This is a genomic window from Streptomyces sp. NBC_00572 (assembly GCF_026341815.1).
GTDB lineage: Bacteria > Actinomycetota > Actinomycetes > Streptomycetales > Streptomycetaceae > Streptomyces.
In genome coordinates this window covers 2820030-2836815 of sequence record NZ_JAPENX010000001.1, presented here as the reverse complement: position 1 = coordinate 2836815, position 16786 = coordinate 2820030, and the positions used below count along the sequence as shown (strand labels likewise).

14 protein-coding genes and 2 tRNA genes are annotated in these 16786 nt (G+C 69.6%); 12 read left to right on the top strand and 4 right to left on the bottom strand.

Features of this window, described 5'->3' with window-relative positions; genetic code table 11:
* The first annotated feature begins 214 nt into the window (after positions 1-214).
* The 7 genes from gyrB (at position 215) to OG514_RS12975 (ending at position 9422) form a co-directional block, all read left to right on the top strand.
* Entirely contained in the window at positions 215-2245 is a 2031-nt protein-coding gene (gene gyrB, locus OG514_RS13005; RefSeq protein WP_266894079.1) for a DNA topoisomerase (ATP-hydrolyzing) subunit B, read from the top strand.
* Positions 2246-2286: 41 nt separating this feature from the next.
* Positions 2287-4917 (top strand): DNA gyrase subunit A, encoded by a 2631-nt coding sequence (gene gyrA / locus OG514_RS13000; protein ID WP_266894077.1) that lies wholly within the window; start codon positions 2287-2289, stop codon positions 4915-4917.
* A gap of 106 nt (positions 4918-5023) precedes the next feature.
* Positions 5024-5590, top strand: coding sequence for a DUF3566 domain-containing protein (locus tag OG514_RS12995; RefSeq protein WP_266894075.1), 567 nt, complete (start codon positions 5024-5026; stop codon positions 5588-5590).
* 97 nt (positions 5591-5687) lie between these two features.
* A tRNA-Ile gene (locus tag OG514_RS12990) sits at positions 5688-5761 on the top strand.
* A 158-nt stretch (positions 5762-5919) separates the two neighbouring features.
* Positions 5920-6054 carry a DLW-39 family protein gene (locus tag OG514_RS12985; protein WP_003958712.1) on the top strand — a complete coding sequence of 45 codons (135 nt, stop codon included), beginning with the start codon at positions 5920-5922 and terminating at the stop codon, positions 6052-6054.
* Positions 6055-6207: 153 nt separating this feature from the next.
* Positions 6208-8118 (top strand): VWA domain-containing protein, encoded by a 1911-nt coding sequence (locus OG514_RS12980; protein ID WP_266894073.1) that lies wholly within the window; start codon positions 6208-6210, stop codon positions 8116-8118.
* The gene (locus OG514_RS12975) at positions 8115-9422 is read left to right on the top strand and encodes a hypothetical protein (protein ID WP_266894071.1); all 1308 of its coding nucleotides are present in this window, start codon (positions 8115-8117) and stop codon (positions 9420-9422) included. The genes OG514_RS12980 and OG514_RS12975 overlap by 4 nt, the downstream gene beginning before the upstream one ends.
* Positions 9423-9461: 39 nt before the next feature.
* Here OG514_RS12975 and OG514_RS12970 read toward each other — a convergent pair whose 3' ends face one another.
* Both OG514_RS12970 and OG514_RS12965 read right to left on the bottom strand, forming a co-directional pair.
* Entirely contained in the window at positions 9462-10850 is a 1389-nt protein-coding gene (locus OG514_RS12970) for a serine/threonine-protein kinase (RefSeq protein ID WP_266894069.1), read from the bottom strand.
* Positions 10851-10909: 59 nt separating this feature from the next.
* Positions 10910-11458: a DNA-binding protein gene (locus OG514_RS12965; RefSeq protein ID WP_266894067.1), complete on the bottom strand. Its 549-nt coding sequence runs from the start codon at positions 11456-11458 to the stop codon at positions 10910-10912.
* 128 nt (positions 11459-11586) lie between these two features.
* Between OG514_RS12965 and OG514_RS12960 the strand changes: the two genes are divergently transcribed.
* Both OG514_RS12960 and OG514_RS12955 read left to right on the top strand, forming a co-directional pair.
* Positions 11587-11659 (top strand) — tRNA-Ala (locus OG514_RS12960).
* A 669-nt stretch (positions 11660-12328) separates the two neighbouring features.
* The gene (locus OG514_RS12955; protein ID WP_266894065.1) at positions 12329-12715 is read left to right on the top strand and encodes a DUF6344 domain-containing protein; all 387 of its coding nucleotides are present in this window, start codon (positions 12329-12331) and stop codon (positions 12713-12715) included.
* A gap of 250 nt (positions 12716-12965) precedes the next feature.
* Here the strand turns inward: OG514_RS12955 and OG514_RS12950 are convergent, their stop codons facing one another.
* A complete protein-coding gene (locus OG514_RS12950) occupies positions 12966-13679 on the bottom strand; it encodes a DUF5324 family protein (protein WP_266894063.1) in 714 nt (237 codons plus the stop codon).
* 175 nt (positions 13680-13854) lie between these two features.
* Here OG514_RS12950 and OG514_RS12945 point away from each other — a divergent pair, with 175 nt between their 5' ends.
* Complete coding sequence (locus tag OG514_RS12945) at positions 13855-14382, top strand: peptidylprolyl isomerase (protein ID WP_266894061.1); 528 nt, start codon at positions 13855-13857, stop codon at positions 14380-14382.
* 22 nt (positions 14383-14404) lie between these two features.
* Positions 14405-15289: a rhomboid family intramembrane serine protease gene (locus OG514_RS12940; protein WP_266894059.1), complete on the top strand. Its 885-nt coding sequence runs from the start codon at positions 14405-14407 to the stop codon at positions 15287-15289.
* Positions 15290-15615: 326 nt separating this feature from the next.
* Here OG514_RS12940 and crgA read toward each other — a convergent pair whose 3' ends face one another.
* Positions 15616-15870 carry a cell division protein CrgA gene (gene crgA, locus OG514_RS12935; RefSeq protein WP_030321260.1) on the bottom strand — a complete coding sequence of 85 codons (255 nt, stop codon included), beginning with the start codon at positions 15868-15870 and terminating at the stop codon, positions 15616-15618.
* A gap of 140 nt (positions 15871-16010) precedes the next feature.
* Between crgA and OG514_RS12930 the strand changes: the two genes are divergently transcribed.
* Positions 16011-16778 carry a DUF881 domain-containing protein gene (locus OG514_RS12930; RefSeq protein ID WP_266894054.1) on the top strand — a complete coding sequence of 256 codons (768 nt, stop codon included), beginning with the start codon at positions 16011-16013 and terminating at the stop codon, positions 16776-16778.
* Positions 16779-16786 lie beyond the last annotated feature (8 nt).

The window sequence follows — 16786 nt, the reverse complement described above, 5'->3', positions numbered from 1 at the left end:
ACGGGTCGAAGCGCTGGGTGGCCGTCAGAGGGCTCTGAAGCCCCTGTCCGGATATGGGGAGTCGTTTGGCTCCCGCTCAGGGCGGCACATGCGGACTCAGGCACCGGCAAACCCCCATGAGTGTCGGCGCTACCGGTAGACTGGGAGACAATCCCGCCACCCTGCGGAACAAGTCGAACGACGCAGCCGCTCCCGTATGCCCGGAGAACGGCCTGTGCTGTGCCAGAAAGGGCGCTTCGTGGCCGATTCCGGCGACCCCAACGAGAACAACCAGTACACCGCCAGCAACATCCAGGTCCTCGAAGGCCTGGATGCCGTGCGCAAGCGCCCTGGCATGTACATCGGCTCGACCGGCGAGCGCGGTCTGCACCACATGGTGCAGGAGGTCGTCGACAACTCGGTCGACGAAGCCCTGGCCGGCCACGCCGACACCATCGACGTGACGATCCTGGCCGACGGCGCCGTGCGCGTCATCGACAACGGCCGTGGCATCCCGGTCGGCATCGTGGCCTCCGAGGGCAAGCCGGCCGTCGAGGTCGTGCTCACCGTGCTGCACGCGGGCGGCAAGTTCGGCGGCGGCGGCTACGCCGTCTCCGGCGGTCTGCACGGTGTCGGTGTGTCGGTCGTGAACGCCCTGTCCACCAAGGTCTCCGTCGAGATCAAGACGGACGGCCACCGCTGGACTCAGGACTACAAGATGGGCGCCCCGACCGCGCCCCTCGCGCAGCACGAGGCGACCGACGAGACCGGCACCTCGGTCACGTTCTGGGCCGACCCGGACATCTTCGAGACGACCGAGTACTCCTTCGAGACGCTCTCGCGCCGCTTCCAGGAGATGGCCTTCCTCAACAAGGGCCTGACGATCACGCTCACCGACGAGCGCGAGTCCGCCAAGGCCACGGTCGGTGCCGACGACCCGGACGCCGAGGCGGCCGCCGAGCCGGCCGCGCGCACGGTGAAGTACCACTACGAGGGCGGCATCGTCGACTTCGTGAAGTACCTCAACTCGCGCAAGGGCGAGCTGGTCCACCCGACCGTCATCGACCTGGAGGCGGAGGACAAGGACAAGGCCCTGTCCCTCGAGGTCGCGATGCAGTGGAACAGCGGCTACAGCGAGGGCGTCTACTCCTTCGCCAACATCATCCACACCCATGAGGGCGGCACGCACGAGGAGGGCTTCCGTGCGGCGCTGACCTCGCTGATCAACAAGTACGCGCGCGACAAGAAGCTGCTCCGCGAGAAGGACGACAACCTCACGGGCGACGACATCCGCGAGGGTCTGACGGCGATCATCTCGGTCAAGCTGAGCGAGCCGCAGTTCGAGGGCCAGACCAAGACCAAGCTGGGCAACACGGAGGCGAAGACCTTCGTCCAGAAGGCGGTCTACGAGCACCTCAACGACTGGCTGGACCGCAACCCGGTCGAGGCCGCGGACATCATCCGCAAGTCGATCCAGGCCGCCACCGCGCGCGTGGCCGCCCGCAAGGCGCGCGACCTGACCCGCCGCAAGGGCCTGCTGGAGTCGGCGTCGCTGCCGGGCAAGCTGTCCGACTGCCAGTCGAACGACCCGGCCAAGTGCGAGATCTTCATCGTCGAGGGTGACTCCGCCGGCGGCTCGGCCAAGTCCGGCCGTAACCCGATGTACCAGGCCATCCTGCCGATCCGCGGCAAGATCCTGAACGTCGAGAAGGCCCGGATCGACAAGATCCTGCAGAACACCGAGGTCCAGGCGCTCATCTCGGCCTTCGGCACCGGTGTGCACGAGGACTTCGACATCGAGAAGCTCCGCTATCACAAGATCATCCTGATGGCGGACGCCGACGTCGACGGCCAGCACATCAACACCCTGCTGCTGACCTTCCTCTTCCGCTTCATGCGGCCGCTGGTCGAGGCCGGTCACGTGTACCTCTCCCGCCCGCCGCTCTACAAGATCAAGTGGGGCCGGGACGACTTCGAGTACGCGTACTCGGACCGCGAGCGGGACGCGCTCGTCGAGCTGGGCAAGCAGAGCGGCAAGCGCATCAAGGAAGACTCGATCCAGCGCTTCAAGGGTCTCGGTGAGATGAACGCCGAGGAGCTGCGCGTCACCACCATGGACGTCGAGCACCGCGTCCTCGGCCAGGTCACCCTGGACGACGCCGCCCAGGCCGACGACCTGTTCTCGGTCCTGATGGGCGAGGACGTCGAGGCACGCCGCTCGTTCATCCAGCGCAACGCCAAGGACGTTCGCTTCCTCGACATCTGAGTCGGTCTCAGCTGACCGTACGAAAGGACTGACGACCAGCAATGGCCGACGAAAACACCCCGACCGGGACCACCGAAGAAGAGCCCGTCCTGCGCATCGAGCCCGTCGGGCTCGAGACCGAGATGCAGCGCTCGTACCTCGACTACGCGATGTCCGTCATCGTGTCCCGCGCGCTGCCCGACGTACGGGACGGCCTCAAGCCCGTCCACCGTCGCGTGCTGTACGCGATGTACGACGGCGGCTACCGGCCCGAGAAGGGCTTCTACAAGTGCGCCCGCGTCGTCGGTGACGTCATGGGTACGTACCACCCGCACGGCGACTCCTCGATCTACGACGCGCTCGTCCGCCTCGCCCAGCCCTGGTCGATGCGGATGCCGCTCGTCGACTCCAACGGCAACTTCGGCTCCCCGGGCAACGACCCGGCCGCCGCCATGCGTTACACCGAGTGCAAGCTCATGACGCTGTCGATGGAGATGCTCCGGGACATCGACGAGGAGACCGTCGACTTCCAGGACAACTACGACGGCCGCAACCAGGAGCCGACGGTCCTGCCGGCCCGCTTCCCGAACCTGCTGATCAACGGCAGCGCCGGCATCGCGGTGGGCATGGCGACCAACATCCCGCCGCACAACCTCCGCGAGGTCGCGGCCGGTGCGCAGTGGGCGCTCGAACACCCCGACGCCAGCCACGAGGAGCTCCTCGACGCGCTGATCGAGCGGATCAAGGGCCCGGACTTCCCGACCGGCGCGCTCGTCGTCGGCCGCAAGGGCATCGAGGAGGCGTACCGCACCGGCCGTGGCTCGATCACGATGCGCGCGGTCGTCGAGGTCGAGGAGATCCAGAACCGCCAGTGCCTGGTGGTCACGGAACTGCCGTACCAGACCAACCCGGACAACCTCGCGCAGAAGATCGCCGACCTGGTGAAGGACGGCAAGGTCGGCGGCATCGCCGACGTCCGCGACGAGACCTCGTCCCGGACCGGCCAGCGCCTGGTCATCGTGCTCAAGCGCGACGCCGTCGCCAAGGTCGTCCTCAACAACCTGTACAAGCACACCGATCTGCAGACGAACTTCGGCGCGAACATGCTGGCGCTCGTCGACGGCGTGCCGCGCACCCTCTCGCTCGACGCGTTCATCCGCCACTGGGTGACGCACCAGATCGAGGTCATCGTCCGCCGGACGAAGTTCCGGCTGCGCAAGGCCGAGGAGCGCGCCCACATCCTGCGCGGTCTGCTCAAGGCGCTCGACGCGATCGACGAGGTCATCGCGCTCATCCGGCGCAGCGACACGGTCGAGGTCGCCCGCGGCGGCCTGATGGACCTGCTCCAGATCGACGAGATCCAGGCCAACGCGATCCTGGAGATGCAGCTCCGCCGGCTCGCCGCCCTGGAGCGCCAGAAGATCGTCGCCGAGCACGACGAACTCCAGGCGAAGATCAACGAGTACAACGCGATCCTGGCCTCGCCGGAGCGCCAGCGTGCGATCGTCAGCGAGGAACTGGCCGCGCTCGTCGAGAAGTTCGGCGACGACCGCAGGTCCAAGCTCGTGCCCTTCGACGGTGACATGTCCATCGAGGACCTGATCGCCGAGGAGGACATCGTCGTCACCATCTCGCGCGGTGGCTACGTGAAGCGGACGAAGACCGAGGACTACCGCTCGCAGAAGCGCGGCGGCAAGGGCGTGCGCGGCACGAAGCTGAAGCAGGACGACATCGTCGACCACTTCTTCGTCTCCACGACCCACCACTGGCTGCTCTTCTTCACCAACAAGGGCCGGGTCTACCGCGTCAAGGCGTACGAGCTGCCCGACGCCGGGCGGGACGCGCGTGGCCAGCACGTGGCCAACCTGCTCGCCTTCCAGCCGGACGAGCAGATCGCCCAGATCCTGGCGATCCGCGACTACGAGGCCGCGCCCTACCTGGTGCTCGCCACCAAGGCCGGTCTGGTCAAGAAGACCGCGCTGAAGGACTACGACTCGCCGCGTTCCGGCGGTGTCATCGCGATCAACCTTCGCGAGACGGACAACGGCGCCGCGGGCATCGCCGACGAGCTGATCGGTGCCGAGCTGGTCTCGGCCGAGGACGATCTGCTGCTCATCAGCAAGAAGGCGCAGTCGATCCGCTTCACCGCCACCGACGACGCGCTGCGTCCGATGGGACGTGCCACATCGGGCGTCAAGGGGATGAGTTTCCGCGCGGACGACGAACTGCTCTCGATGAATGTCGTCCGGCCCGGTACGTTCGTCTTCACCGCGACCGACGGCGGGTACGCGAAGCGCACCCCCGTCGACGAGTACCGCGTCCAGGGCCGTGGCGGCCTCGGTATCAAGGCCGCCAAGATCGTGGAGGACCGTGGTTCGCTCGTGGGCGCGCTGGTGGTCGAGGAGACGGACGAGATCCTCGCCATCACGCTGTCCGGCGGTGTGATTCGTACGCGAGTCAACGAAGTCAGGGAGACCGGCCGTGACACCATGGGCGTCCAGCTGATCAACCTGGGCAAGCGTGATGCCGTCGTCGGCATCGCACGGAACGCCGAGGCCGGCGGCGAGGACGAGGACATCGACGACGCCGAGGGCGCCGTGGAGGCGTCCGAGGTGGCGGCGGTCGAGACCGTCGTGGTCGAGACCGAGGCAGTCGAGGGCACGGAGCCCTCGGCCGGGGAGCACGAGGAGTAAGAGCGTGAGTGGAGCCACGGGCGCCGCATCGGCGGCCGCCGGAGCTTCTGCTGGTGCTGGAGCGAACGGCGCCCGTGGCCCCGCCACGGACTCCCAGGGGGTTGCGGTGACGGACACTCGGGGGCAGCAGCCCTCGTACGAGAGCTACAACGGGCCGCTGCCCGGCGAGCGCACGGGTGCGCAGCAGCCGGGCACGCCCTACCACCCGCCGCAGGCGTACGGCGCTCCGGCGTCGGGCGGCACGGCGGGCGGTACGGCCGGTGCGGTGCGCCGGCCGCGTACCGGGGCGCGCACGACGCCCCGTACGCGCAAGGCGCGGCTGCGGGTGGCCAAGGCCGACCCGTGGTCGGTGATGAAGGTGAGCTTCCTGCTCTCCATCGCACTGGGCATCTGCACGATCGTCGCCGCGGCGGTGCTGTGGATGGTCATGGACGCCATGGGCGTCTTCTCGACGGTCGGCGGCACGATCAGCGAGGCCACGGGCTCGAACGAGTCCAACGGCTTCGACCTGCAGTCGTTCCTGTCGCTGCCGCGGGTGCTGATGTTCACCTCGGTGATCGCCGTGATCGACGTGGTCCTGATGACCGCTCTGGCGACCCTGGGCGCGTTCATCTACAACCTGTCGGCCGGCTTCGTGGGTGGCGTGGAGCTCACGCTCGCCGAGGACGAGTAGGACGCGCGGGGCCGGTCCGGGAACGGATTTTGGGACTGGCCCCCACGTGCGCTAATCTTCAGGAGTCAGCGCGCGGGACACACACCGCAAGCGCGGCGGGGCTATAGCTCAGTTGGTTAGAGCGCATCCCTGATAAGGATGAGGCCACAGGTTCAAATCCTGTTAGCCCCACAGTGTCGATCGACCCGGACGGTTACTCCGTCCGGGTCGATCTGTTTTCCCAGGGACGTTGGAAGGTTTGAACCTCGTACAGGTCACCGATCGGTATCGGTCGATGTGTAGAGTGGGCGTCAGATGTCTCCTACGTCAACGAAAGACGAGGTCGCGCGGTGAAGAAGCTTCTCCTGGTCGCACTGGCCGCCATCGGCGGGCTCCTCGTGTACCGCCAGATCCAGGCGGATCGCGCCGAGCAGGATCTGTGGACGGAGGCGACCGACTCCGTGCCCGCAGGTTCGGGTGTCTGAGACACACATTCTGTGGGTGAGGCCCCGGCCGCGCGTGAGCGCGGCCGGGGTTTCGCTGTTCCAGGACCGTGACACGGGCTTCCTTGAGTTCGCCTGAGCAAATCGCTAACTTGCTTAAGCAAAGTTGAGTGATCGCGAACAAGGGGGACGGTCATGAGAGTTCGACGAGGAACGGCCGGGGGCGTGGTCGCCGGACTGCTCGCCCTGCTGCTCGTACCCGCTCCGGCGGCGGTGGCGGAAACCACGGAGGACCCGGGCGGGGGCAGCCTCGTCATGGTGCTCGACTCCTCCGGTTCCATGGCCGAACCGGTGGGCGGCGGCGAGGACTCCGGACGTACGAGGATGGCGGCGGCCCGTGACGCGGTCGGGACCGTCGTCGACGGCCTCCCCGACGGCTATCCCACCGGACTGCGCGTGTACGGCGCCGACCGGACCAGTGGCTGCACCGACACCCGGCTCGCGAAGCCGGTCGCCCCGCTCGACAGGGCCGGCCTCAAAGCGGCCGTCGCCGCCCTCACTCCCAGGGGTGACACCCCCATCGGGCTCTCGCTGAGGAAGGCCGCCGAGGACCTGCCCGAGCCGGCCCCCGGAGCCATCACGACCCGCACGATCCTGCTGATCTCGGACGGCGAGGACACCTGCGGCACCCCGCAGCCCTGCGAGGTCGCGGCGGAGCTCGCCCGCCAGGGCATCGGGCTGCGCATCGACACCGTCGGCTTCCAGGTGAAGGGCAAGGCCCGGGAACAGCTGGAGTGCGTCGCCGAGGCCGGGAACGGCCGCTACTACGACGCGCCCGACGCCGACGCGCTCGCCCGGCAGCTCCAGCGGGCCGCCCGCCTCTCCGCGGACGGCTACCGGCTGCGCGGCACCCGGGTGGAGGGGACACCGGCCAGGGACGGCGCCCCGAAGATCGCCCCCGGGCAGTACCTCGACACCATCGGACCCGGCGAGCGGCGCTACTACGCGGTCGACCTGGACTCCGCCTCCACCGCGAACTTCGCGGCCACCGCCGTACCCCAGCCCGGCGCGGCCGTGGACACCGTCGACAAGCTGGCCACCAGCCTCGTCTGGGTCTCCGGCGTCGGTGACGAGGGCAACTGCGCGACGAAGACCGAGATCTTCCACCAGGACGAGGGCGCGGTCCCGCTGACCTCGGCCGTCTCCCGCATCCCCACCGAGACGCGGTACTCCACCTGCGACAAGGCCGGCCGCTACTGGCTGGCCGTCGAGCGGGAGAGCAAGCCGGAGTCCGACGCGGCCCGCTGGCCCCTGGAGCTCGTCTTCGGCAGGGAGGAGCCGCTGCCCGCCGGGGCGGTCCCGGCCCAGTCGCAGCCCGAGTACGGGGCCGGCGGCCCGAAGGCCCCCCTGCCCACCGGCGACCCCAAGGACGTCCGGGGCGGCACCGGCTTCAACGACGCCGAGGAGCTCGGCCCGGGCGTCTGGCGCGACCGGCTGCTGCCCGCCCAGACCCTCTGGTACAAGGTGCCGCTCGGCTGGGGACAGCAGCTCCGCTACGACGTCGACTTCGCCAACGAGCCGACCGTCAGGGGCCCGGGCTCCCCGGCCATGTCGTACGGCGGCACCGAGGTCTACACCCCGGCCCGGCACCCGGTCGGCACCGGCACCGGGGTCTTCACCTCGCAGACCACGTACACCGGGCACCCGGCCTCGCTGCGGATGGGCACGGTCCCGGTCGCCTGGACCAACCGCTACGAGGCCGACCCGAACGTCATCCCCGTGCACACGCCCGGCGGCCACTACATCGCCGTCACCCTCGGCGCCGACGCGGCCGGGCTCGCCCGCAACCCGGAGATCGCCGTCGTCCTCCGGATCGCCGTCCTCGGCGAGGAAAAGGCCGGACCCGAGCACCACGCGCGCGCGACGGCCCCCGCGAAGCCGGACGAATCCACCACGCGGGCGGACACCGGAGGTACGGGCGGGGCAGGATGGACCGGCACCACGGCCGTCGCGGTGGGCGGCGGGGCGCTCGTGCTGCTCGCCGGGGTGCTGATCGCCCTCGGGCGGGCGCGGCGCAGGGCAGGAACGGACGGGAGAAACGCGTGAACACGCAGGCCGGGAGGCGGACCGGGATCGGCCGGAGGGCGGGAGCCCTGATCGCGGCGGTCGCCGCGGTGGGCGCGGTGACGGCACTGCCCGTCCAGGCCCGCGCGGCCGACGCGGCCGAGGGGTCGGCGGTACCGCCGTACGCCTTCGACGGCTCCGCCCAGCGGATCCAGGGCGCCGCCTCCAGCCTGGACGCGAAGGCCCTGAAGACCGGGCAGACGTACCGGGACACCCTCAAGAAGGACGGCAAGGTCTACTACCGGGTCGACCTCGACACGAAGCGGAACGCGTACGTGTCCGTCGTCGCCGTCCCCAAGCCCGGCGGCAAGGTCGAGTACGGCGACGGCTTCAAGGTCAGCATCCAGGACACCACCGGAGCCGAGTGCGGCTACCAGGAGGTCAACTTCGGCTCCGGGACCTACACCCGGCCGCTCGCCGCCTACGCCCGCCGGATCATCGACCCGGAGTCCTCCACCTGCCAGAAGGAGGGCGCCCACTACGTGCTCGTCGAGCGCGAGTCGGCGGCGGTCTCCACCCCGGACGACTGGGAACTGGAACTCCGGCACGTGACCGAGCCCCTCCTCAAGAAGGCGGGCCCCACCGCGCTCCCCGAGACCTGGGCGTCGGCCACGCCCGCGCCGCCGGCCGGAGGCCAGCAGAACAGGCAGGGCGGCGCCGGATTCCACGACGCCGTCTCGCTGCGGGAGGGCGAGTGGCGGGCCGACATCCGGCCCGGCCAGACGCTCTTCTACCGGGTGCCCGTCGACTGGGGGCAGCAGCTCTTCGCCAGCGCCGAACTGGGCAGCGGCGCCGAGGGCGACTCCGTGAGCAACGCGCTCACCCTCTCGCTCGACAACCCGGCCCTCGGCTTCGTCGACATGAACACGGTCAGCTACGACGGGGAGCCCGCGACGCTGGCACTCGACCCGCATCGGCCGGTGGCCCACGAGAACCGTCACACCTACGACACCGCCACCAGCGGCATGGGCTTCGCCGGCTGGTACTACCTGTCGGCCACGCTCAGCCCGGAAGTCGCCAAGGAGTACGGGGACAAGACGGTCCCGCTGACCCTGCGGGTCTCCGTGCGGGGCGCCGCGAAGCCGGGGCCCGGCTACGACGGTGACCCCGGGCCGTTCACCGTGACCGCCGACGACAAGGAGGCGGCGGCGAACGGCGCCTCCGGGGCGCAGGCGGCGGGAAGCGACTCCATGCGGGTCGTCGCGGCGGCCGGCATCGGCAGCGGCACGGTGCTGCTGCTGGGGCTCGGCGCGTGGACGCTGATGGCGCGGCGGCGGGCGGCCTAGAACTCGCGGGCGGCCCGGAACTCTCGGTCGACGGGTGGCTCAGGTCTGGGCGAGGGCCCAGAAGCCGACCGCGAAGCAGACCAGTGCGAGCAGCAGGACCGGGATCGTCACCTTCGGGGGCGGTCCCGGTCGGCGTACGGGGCCGGGGGCGTCCGCCGGGGCGGGCACGGGGGCGGTGTGCTGCCCGGGAACCTGAACGGGGTGAGCGGTGTATGGATGAGTAGGGGCTTGTCCGTACGGCACCGCCGCGGTGGGGGTCTGTTCGAAGGAGGGGGTCGGATGCGTGACCGGCGGGGGCAGGTGGAAGCTGCCCGTCTCGGAGGCCGCGGGCACCGGCGCGGCAGCCGGGACCTGGGCGGCGAGCGGGGCCGTGCCCGGGGTGGCCGGATGCTGGGGCTGGTAGTGCGGCTGTGGGGGCTGCTGCCGGGGCGGTACGGGCGTGGGGGCGGGCGTCGGTACGGACCCGGGTGCGGCGGCCGTGGAGGCGCCCTGGGCGGCTGTGGCGGGGTCGCCGGCGAAGCCGGTGGGGGCGGCGGGGCCGGCGGGTCCCGCAGGGCCCTCGGGGCCGAAGCCGGACGGCAGGGGCCCGAGTTGGTCGAAGATCTCGACCGGCTCCTCGTCGGGACGCGGCTCGGGCAGCATGTCGACGGCGGCGGTCAGCGCCTTGCGCGCACCTGTGGCCGTCCGGAAGCGGGCCTGCGGGTCGGGCTGGAGCAGCCCGGCGAGCACCTGCCACAGGGGTTCCGGGATGCCCTCGGGAGCGCCGGGAGTGCCGTGCGCGAGGAAGTGCTCGACCAGGGCCTGCGAGTCCGGCTTGCGGCCCTGGAGCAGATAGAGGGCGACCAGGCCGACGGCGAAGAGGTCGGCGGTGAAGTCCGGCTCGGCGCCCAGGAGCTGCTCGGGCGCGAAGTACCCGGGCGTGCCCACGACGTAGTTGGTCTCGGTGAGACGCGGCTCGCCCTTGCGCATGGAGATGCCGAAGTCGGAGAGCCGCAGATGCGGCCGCCCGGTGCCGGTGACGTCCATGAGGATGTTCGCGGGCTTGATGTCACGGTGCACGACCCCCTCGGCGTGCACCGTGGCCAGTCCCGAGAGCAGCTGGTCGAGCAGGATGCAGACGAATCGGGGCGGCAGCGGGCCGTAGTCCCCGATGACATGGGCCAGAGAGCCGCCGGCGACCAGGTCCATGGTGAACAGGACCTTGTCGTCGTCGGCGGCCCAGCTGGCCGGCGCGAGGACGTGCGGATGGTCGATCCGCAGCGCCTGCTCGCGCACGAAGCGGAGCAGCGTGTGCGCGTCGCTCTGCAGAAGCACCTTGGCCGCCACATAGCGGCGGCGACGGTGGTCCCAGGCACGCCATACCGCGCCCGCCCCGCCCCGGCCGATCGGGTCGACCAGCTCGTACCGACCAGCGAAGATCTCACCCATCGTGCTGCGTCCGCTCCCCGTTGCTTCGTCTCAAGCCTGCCGGCCGGCTGCCGACCGCGTCAGTTCTGGTGCGACTCGTAGTGGGCGACCGCGTCCGCGGTGCGCCCGGCGCCGTACACCCGGAGGAACTCTGCCAGTTCGGGGTGGGCCGGGGCGAGGGAGTCGGCGGCGTCGATGATGTCGCCCGCCGCGGCTACGGAGCGCAGCAGCGACTGGATCTCGCGGACCACCCGGCGGACGGTCGGAGCGCCGGACCCGGCGGTCGACTGACCCGAGCTGGTGAGGACGGAGCCGCCCTGCGACTTCTTGACCTCGTCCATCCGGTCGGTGGCCTCGGCGGCGCTGACGCTGCCGTCGGCGACCTGCACGGCGAGCTCCTGGAGTGCCTGGACACGCTGGACGACGGCCGGGTTTCCGATCTTGGCCCGCTGGCCGCTCATCAGCTGGGACAGCATGGGCGCGGACAGTCCGAGCACGGCCGCGAGCCTGGCCTGATTGAGCCCGAGATCGTCGATCAGCCGACGGAAGAGCGCCCCCAGCGGCTCTCCGTACCAACTGCGCTGAAGCTCTCTGGCTCTCGCCGTGGCTTCCTGCTGCGCTGCGTCCATTTCTTCTCCCCATCCCTCGGTTCGCCACTGCGAACCTCGATCAGCATCTTACGGAGAGTGGTCGCCGACCGGGAGTCCCAATCCTTTTGCCGGACATGGGGGGTGACCCGGTACGCTGTCTTCGTTCCGGGGCCTTAGCTCAGTTGGTAGAGCGCTGTCTTTGCATGGCAGATGTCAGGGGTTCGACTCCCCTAGGCTCCACGAGAAACACCCCCTCCGAACTGCGGAAGCGCAGGTCAGAGGGGGTGTTTTCATGTGGTGGGGCGGGGGGCGGCCGGGATCAGCGGTCCGGGTTCTTGCCCGCCGCGACCTTTTGACGCGGGGGGCCTGGATGTCCGCCGCGTACTTCAGGTTCCTGGTGTCCGTCTCGGACGAGTAGATGTGCGACACGACCGAGCCGATGCGCGGGTAGACGTGAGCGGAGGACCCGTTCGTGAGCGCCTCGGTCTCGTCGGCCTCGGAGTCCACGGTCAGCGGCTTCGTCGGGTAGCCGTCCTTCACGGCCTCCCCGCTCTCCTTCTTCGCAGCCGGTCAGCGCGAGCACCAGCGCCGCGGCGACAGCGGTCCCCCGTACAACAGCCTTCACACGGACTCCTCTTGAACCGCATCAGTTGGCATGGACACCCAACATCATCGGGAGGAGTTTCGGCCGATTCGTGCGATAGCGGCGCGATGCAGAGGGGCGGCCGAGGGGGGCCGATCCGGCGCTCCGGAGGGACCGCTGCTCCGGACGGGTGGTGTTCATCGGAAGAACTGCGCGGCAGCGGCGACGTTCCGTGGAAATCGGGCGCGCATCCACATCATGAGGAAAGTACGTAAAGCGCGCAAACCGAAATGAACCATTCGAGAACGTCACGAAAGTGAGGGGCCATGGCCACCGCCAAGGTCAAGCAGTTCTGGACCGCCTTCATCTCCGTCCTCTTCGCCCTGCTCGCCTCCGTCGGCCTGGCGGGCACCGCCGCCGCGACCCGGCTTCCCGCCGTTCAGCAGCCCGAGGAGCCGGTCGGCCCCGCCGCCGTCACGAACCCCGTCGCCGGGGAGCGGGCCGCCCACGCGTCCGTACCGGCACAGAGGGCACACCGGTGGCCGCTCGTCGGGGACCGCTCCCTGCCGCCCACCATCAAGCAGCGCATCGCCGCCGAGGCCCACGGTTCCTCTCCCGCGGCCCGACACCGCTCCACGGCCGGCGCGAACGCCGTGGCCGAGAACGACGAGCCGGCCGCGCTGACGGAGCTGGCGCTCGCCGCCGCGGCGTAGGGCGCGGAGAGACGATCACGCGTACTCCCCGCACCTCGCACCTCCTCGCAGGACCTGCCTCGCAGAACCTGCTCCGTAGGACCCCAGCAGAGCCCAGCAGGACCTCAGCAGAGCCCCAGCAGAACCCCAGCAGAACCCTCCAGAAGTACCCAGCAGGACCCCAGCAGAACTCCAGAAGTACTCCCGGCAGTGCCTGGTGGCAGTACCTCAGAAGTACCTGGCAGTACCCAGAGCAGCAGTACCCGGTCGGTCAGCGGCGTTCGTCGCGTTCGGCGGCCTCTTCGGCTGCGGCCGCGGCTTCGGCCTCGGTCTCCTTGGCCTCCGCCTCCGGGTCGAGGGAAGTCCCACTGTCGTCGACGGACGTCAGCATGGTCTCCTCCTCGTCCACCTCGGTGGGAGCCGGCGGTTCGACCAGCCAGTCGGGATTGGCCTGCTTGTCCCACCACCTCCAGGCGACGTAGGCGCCGGCGACGAGAACGCCGAGGACCACAAGGCCCTTGGCGAGATGTCCGGCCCTGGTGCGCCGCTCGTGCCTCTTCACGATCTTCTCGATGTCCCTCGGTGTCACCTGACCGCGCAGCGCGGCCCAGGCGGCAGTGGAACGCGACCCGGCCTCCTCAAGGACGGGACCGGTCGCGGCGACCGCGTGCTCGACACGCGGGACGGTGTAGTCGGCCGCCTGACGGCAGGCCTGGCGGGTCTTGACCGCCGCACGTTGTGCGGCCGCGTCGACCCGCGGCGGTACATGCGGTGCGACATGCGAGTCGTACTGCGCACGAGCCTGCGCCCGTGCCTGTTGAGCGGCCTTCGAGACCTTCGGCGCGATCACCGCACGCGCCTCCTGTGCGTAGTGCGCGGCCTGGTCCTTGGCCGTGCCGGCGTACGGCGCCACCACTTCCGCGGCGTGCAGGACGCTCTCCTTCGCCGAATCTGACGCGGCGCGCACGCTGTCCATGCGGGTCACGGGATTCCTCCTCCTCGGTGGCGACGATGTCGGTTTTTCACCTTTCCATCCTTTTCGGAATCATGCCCCCCGGAGCAAAGTCCGGCATGTGGGGCGGGCATCCGGGGCATGCGAGGATCGGACACGCCAGAGACAGACGTGACATGACGCGACATGACGTGGACGGAAGGCGACCGTGGCCGAGCAGCTGTACGCGATCCTCAAGACCAGCCTGGGTGACATCGAGGTGCGGCTGATGCCGTTCCACGCCCCGAAGACGGTCAGGAACTTCGTCGAGCTCGCCGGCGGTGAGCGCGAGTGGACGCACCCCGCGACCGGCAAGGTCTCCTCGGACCCGCTCTACGACGGCACGGTCTTCCACCGGGTCATCAAGGGCTTCATGATCCAGGCCGGTGACCCGCTGGGGAACGGCACGGGCGGTCCCGGTTACGAGTTCGCCGACGAGTTCCACCCGGAGCTCTTCTTCGACCGCCCCTACCTGCTGGCCATGGCCAACGCCGGTCCGGGCACCAACGGCTCGCAGTTCTTCGTCACCGTGGGCGCCGCGACCTGGCTGAACCGCAAGCACACGATCTTCGGCGAGGTCGCGGACAAGGAGAGCCGGAAGGTCGTGGACGCGATCGCGTCCACCGCGACCGACCCGCACACCGAGCGACCGCTCCAGGACGTGGTCATCGAGTCCGTGGTGATCGAGAAGCGCTGAGGCGGAAGGGACGGCACCTCCCATGGATCCGCGACCTTCCGAGAACCCGCACTCCGGGCTGCCGCGCTGCTACCGCCACCCGGAGGTGGAGACCGGCATCCGCTGTACGCGCTGCGAGAAGCCGATCTGCCCGCAGTGCATGGTCTCCGCCTCCGTCGGCTTCCAGTGCCCCGACTGCGTACGCAACGGTTCGGGGACCGGTCACGCCGCCGACGCCAACCAGCCGCGGACGCTCGCGGGTGGCCGGGTGGCGGCGGACGACCGTCTCGTCACCAAGATCCTGATCGGGATCAACCTCGCGGTCTACCTCGCCGTCCTGGTGTTCGGCGACCGGCTCGTCGACGAGCTCGTGCTCATCGGCTACGCCTTCAGCCCGGCGCTCGGCGAGGTCGTCGGGGTCGCCGACGGCGAGTGGTACCGGCTGCTGACCTCGACCGTCCTCCATCAGGAGGTCTGGCACATCCTCTTCAACGTGCTGGGCCTGTGGGTGATCGGCGGGATCGTCGAGCCCGAGCTGGGCCGGATCCGGTACGCGGCCCTGTGTCTGCTCTCCGGTCTCTCCGGCTCCGTGCTCGCCTATCTCGTCGCCGCGCCCAACCAGCCCTCGCTCGGTGCCTCGGGCGTCGTCTACGGCCTGATCGGCGCCTGGGTGGTGCTGGCCCGCCGTCGTCGGCACGACATGCGCCCGGTGGTCCTCTTCGTGGCCCTGTCGCTGCTCATGACGTTCACCCGACCGGGGATCTCCTGGGAGGCCCACGTCGGCGGTCTGGTCGCGGGTCTCCTGGTGACGTACGCGCTGGTGCACGCGCCCAGGGCCCGTCGGGACCTCGTGCAGTACGGGGCCCTGGCGCTGGTGCTGCTGATCGACCTGGGGATCGCGCTGGCCCGTTCGGCGGCGCTCACCTGAGCGCACAGGGCTGTGAGTGAGCTCTCCTGTGAGCTTTCCCCAGAGTTATCCACAGTGTGTGGCGATCTCCCCCCGTTCTGTGGGGAAAGACTGCGCCCCTCGCCTCTGACCTGGTGTTTCTCCAGAAAGGCGAGGGGCGTTGCGGTCTCCGCCGAGGGTGATTCCGGTCATACCGGCGTCAACCTCGTGCGAGTTATCCACAGATCTTCGTAAGTTATCCAGTGCTGTGCACAACGCTGTGGATAAGTTCAGGGGAGAGCTTGACGAGCGGCAGGTGCGGACGCTAGATCGCCGCGCCCGCCGCTGTTTCCCCTACTTCCCCGCAGCTACTTCCACTGCGTGGAGACACCGAAGCCGGCCGCGATGAAGCCGAAGCCCACCACGATGTTCCAGTTCCGGATCGACTCGATCGGCATCGAGCCGTCGGTGACGTAGAAGACCACGATCCACACCAGACCGATGGCGAACAGCGCCAGCATCACAGGCGCCACCCAGCTGCGGTTGGTCAGCTTGATCGAGGTGGCCTGCTTCGCGGGCGGGGGCGTGAAGTCGGCCTTCTTGCGGATCCGTGACTTCGGCACGAGGGACTCTCCTGTCGATGCGCTGCGTGACCGCGCAGGGAACTGTGGCTGGCGCCGGGATGTGACGAAGGAGGACGACTGCGTCCCCCAGGCGTCCGTTAGCGTAGTGGTTCCGCGGCACCGAAGGGGATCAGGGTACGTTGAGCAATTCCGCCGGCACTCCCGAAGGACCCGGCCGCCCCGCGAGGTGGCGCCCCGTCCGGGTGCTCACCCTTGCCGTTTTCGCCCTCGCCGGACTGATCTTCGTCACGAGTTTCAACACGGCCAAGGGCACCAACATCCGCACCGACGCCTCGCTCCTGCGGCTCTCCGACCTGATCGAGGAACGCAGCCACAAGAACGCGGGCCTCGACGAGTCCACCTCCGCCCTCCGCTCCCAGGTCGACACCCTCGCCGCCCGCGACGACGGTTCCACCCGTGCGGAGGACGCGAGACTCGACGCGCTGGAGGCGGCGGCGGGCACCACCGAGGTCTCCGGCTCCGGTCTCACCGTCACCCTCGACGACGCCCCGCCGAACGCCCAGGCCGCCCCCGGCTACCCCGAGCCGCAGGCCAATGACCTGGTCATCCACCAGCAGGACCTCCAGGCCGTCGTCAACGCCCTGTGGCAGGGCGGCGCCGAGGGCATCCGGGTGATGGACCAGCGGCTGATCACCACCAGCGCCGTGCGCTGCGTCGGCAACACCCTGATCCTCCAGGGCCGCGTCTACTCGCCCCCGTACAAGATCACGGCCGTCGGCGACCGGGGAAAGCTGAACAGGGCGCTCGCGGGCTCCCCGGCGATCCAGAACTACCAGCTGTACGTGAAGGCGTACGGGCTCGGCTGGAAAGTCGACGAGCACAGGGCGGTGACTCTTCCCGGGTACTCGGGCACAGTGGACCTCCACTACGCGAAGCCGGTGAGCTGACAGCCGCC

Coding starts and splice junctions, on each gene's coding strand:
- gyrA (WP_266894077.1), top strand. CDS start 2,287: ATGGCCGACGAAAACACCCCGACCGGGACCACCGAAGAAGAGCCCGTC.
- OG514_RS12980 (WP_266894073.1), top strand. CDS start 6,208: ATGAGAGTTCGACGAGGAACGGCCGGGGGCGTGGTCGCCGGACTGCTC.
- OG514_RS12970 (WP_266894069.1), bottom strand. CDS start 10,850: ATGGGTGAGATCTTCGCTGGTCGGTACGAGCTGGTCGACCCGATCGGC.
- OG514_RS12965 (WP_266894067.1), bottom strand. CDS start 11,458: ATGGACGCAGCGCAGCAGGAAGCCACGGCGAGAGCCAGAGAGCTTCAG.
- OG514_RS12955 (WP_266894065.1), top strand. CDS start 12,329: ATGGCCACCGCCAAGGTCAAGCAGTTCTGGACCGCCTTCATCTCCGTC.
- OG514_RS12940 (WP_266894059.1), top strand. CDS start 14,405: ATGGATCCGCGACCTTCCGAGAACCCGCACTCCGGGCTGCCGCGCTGC.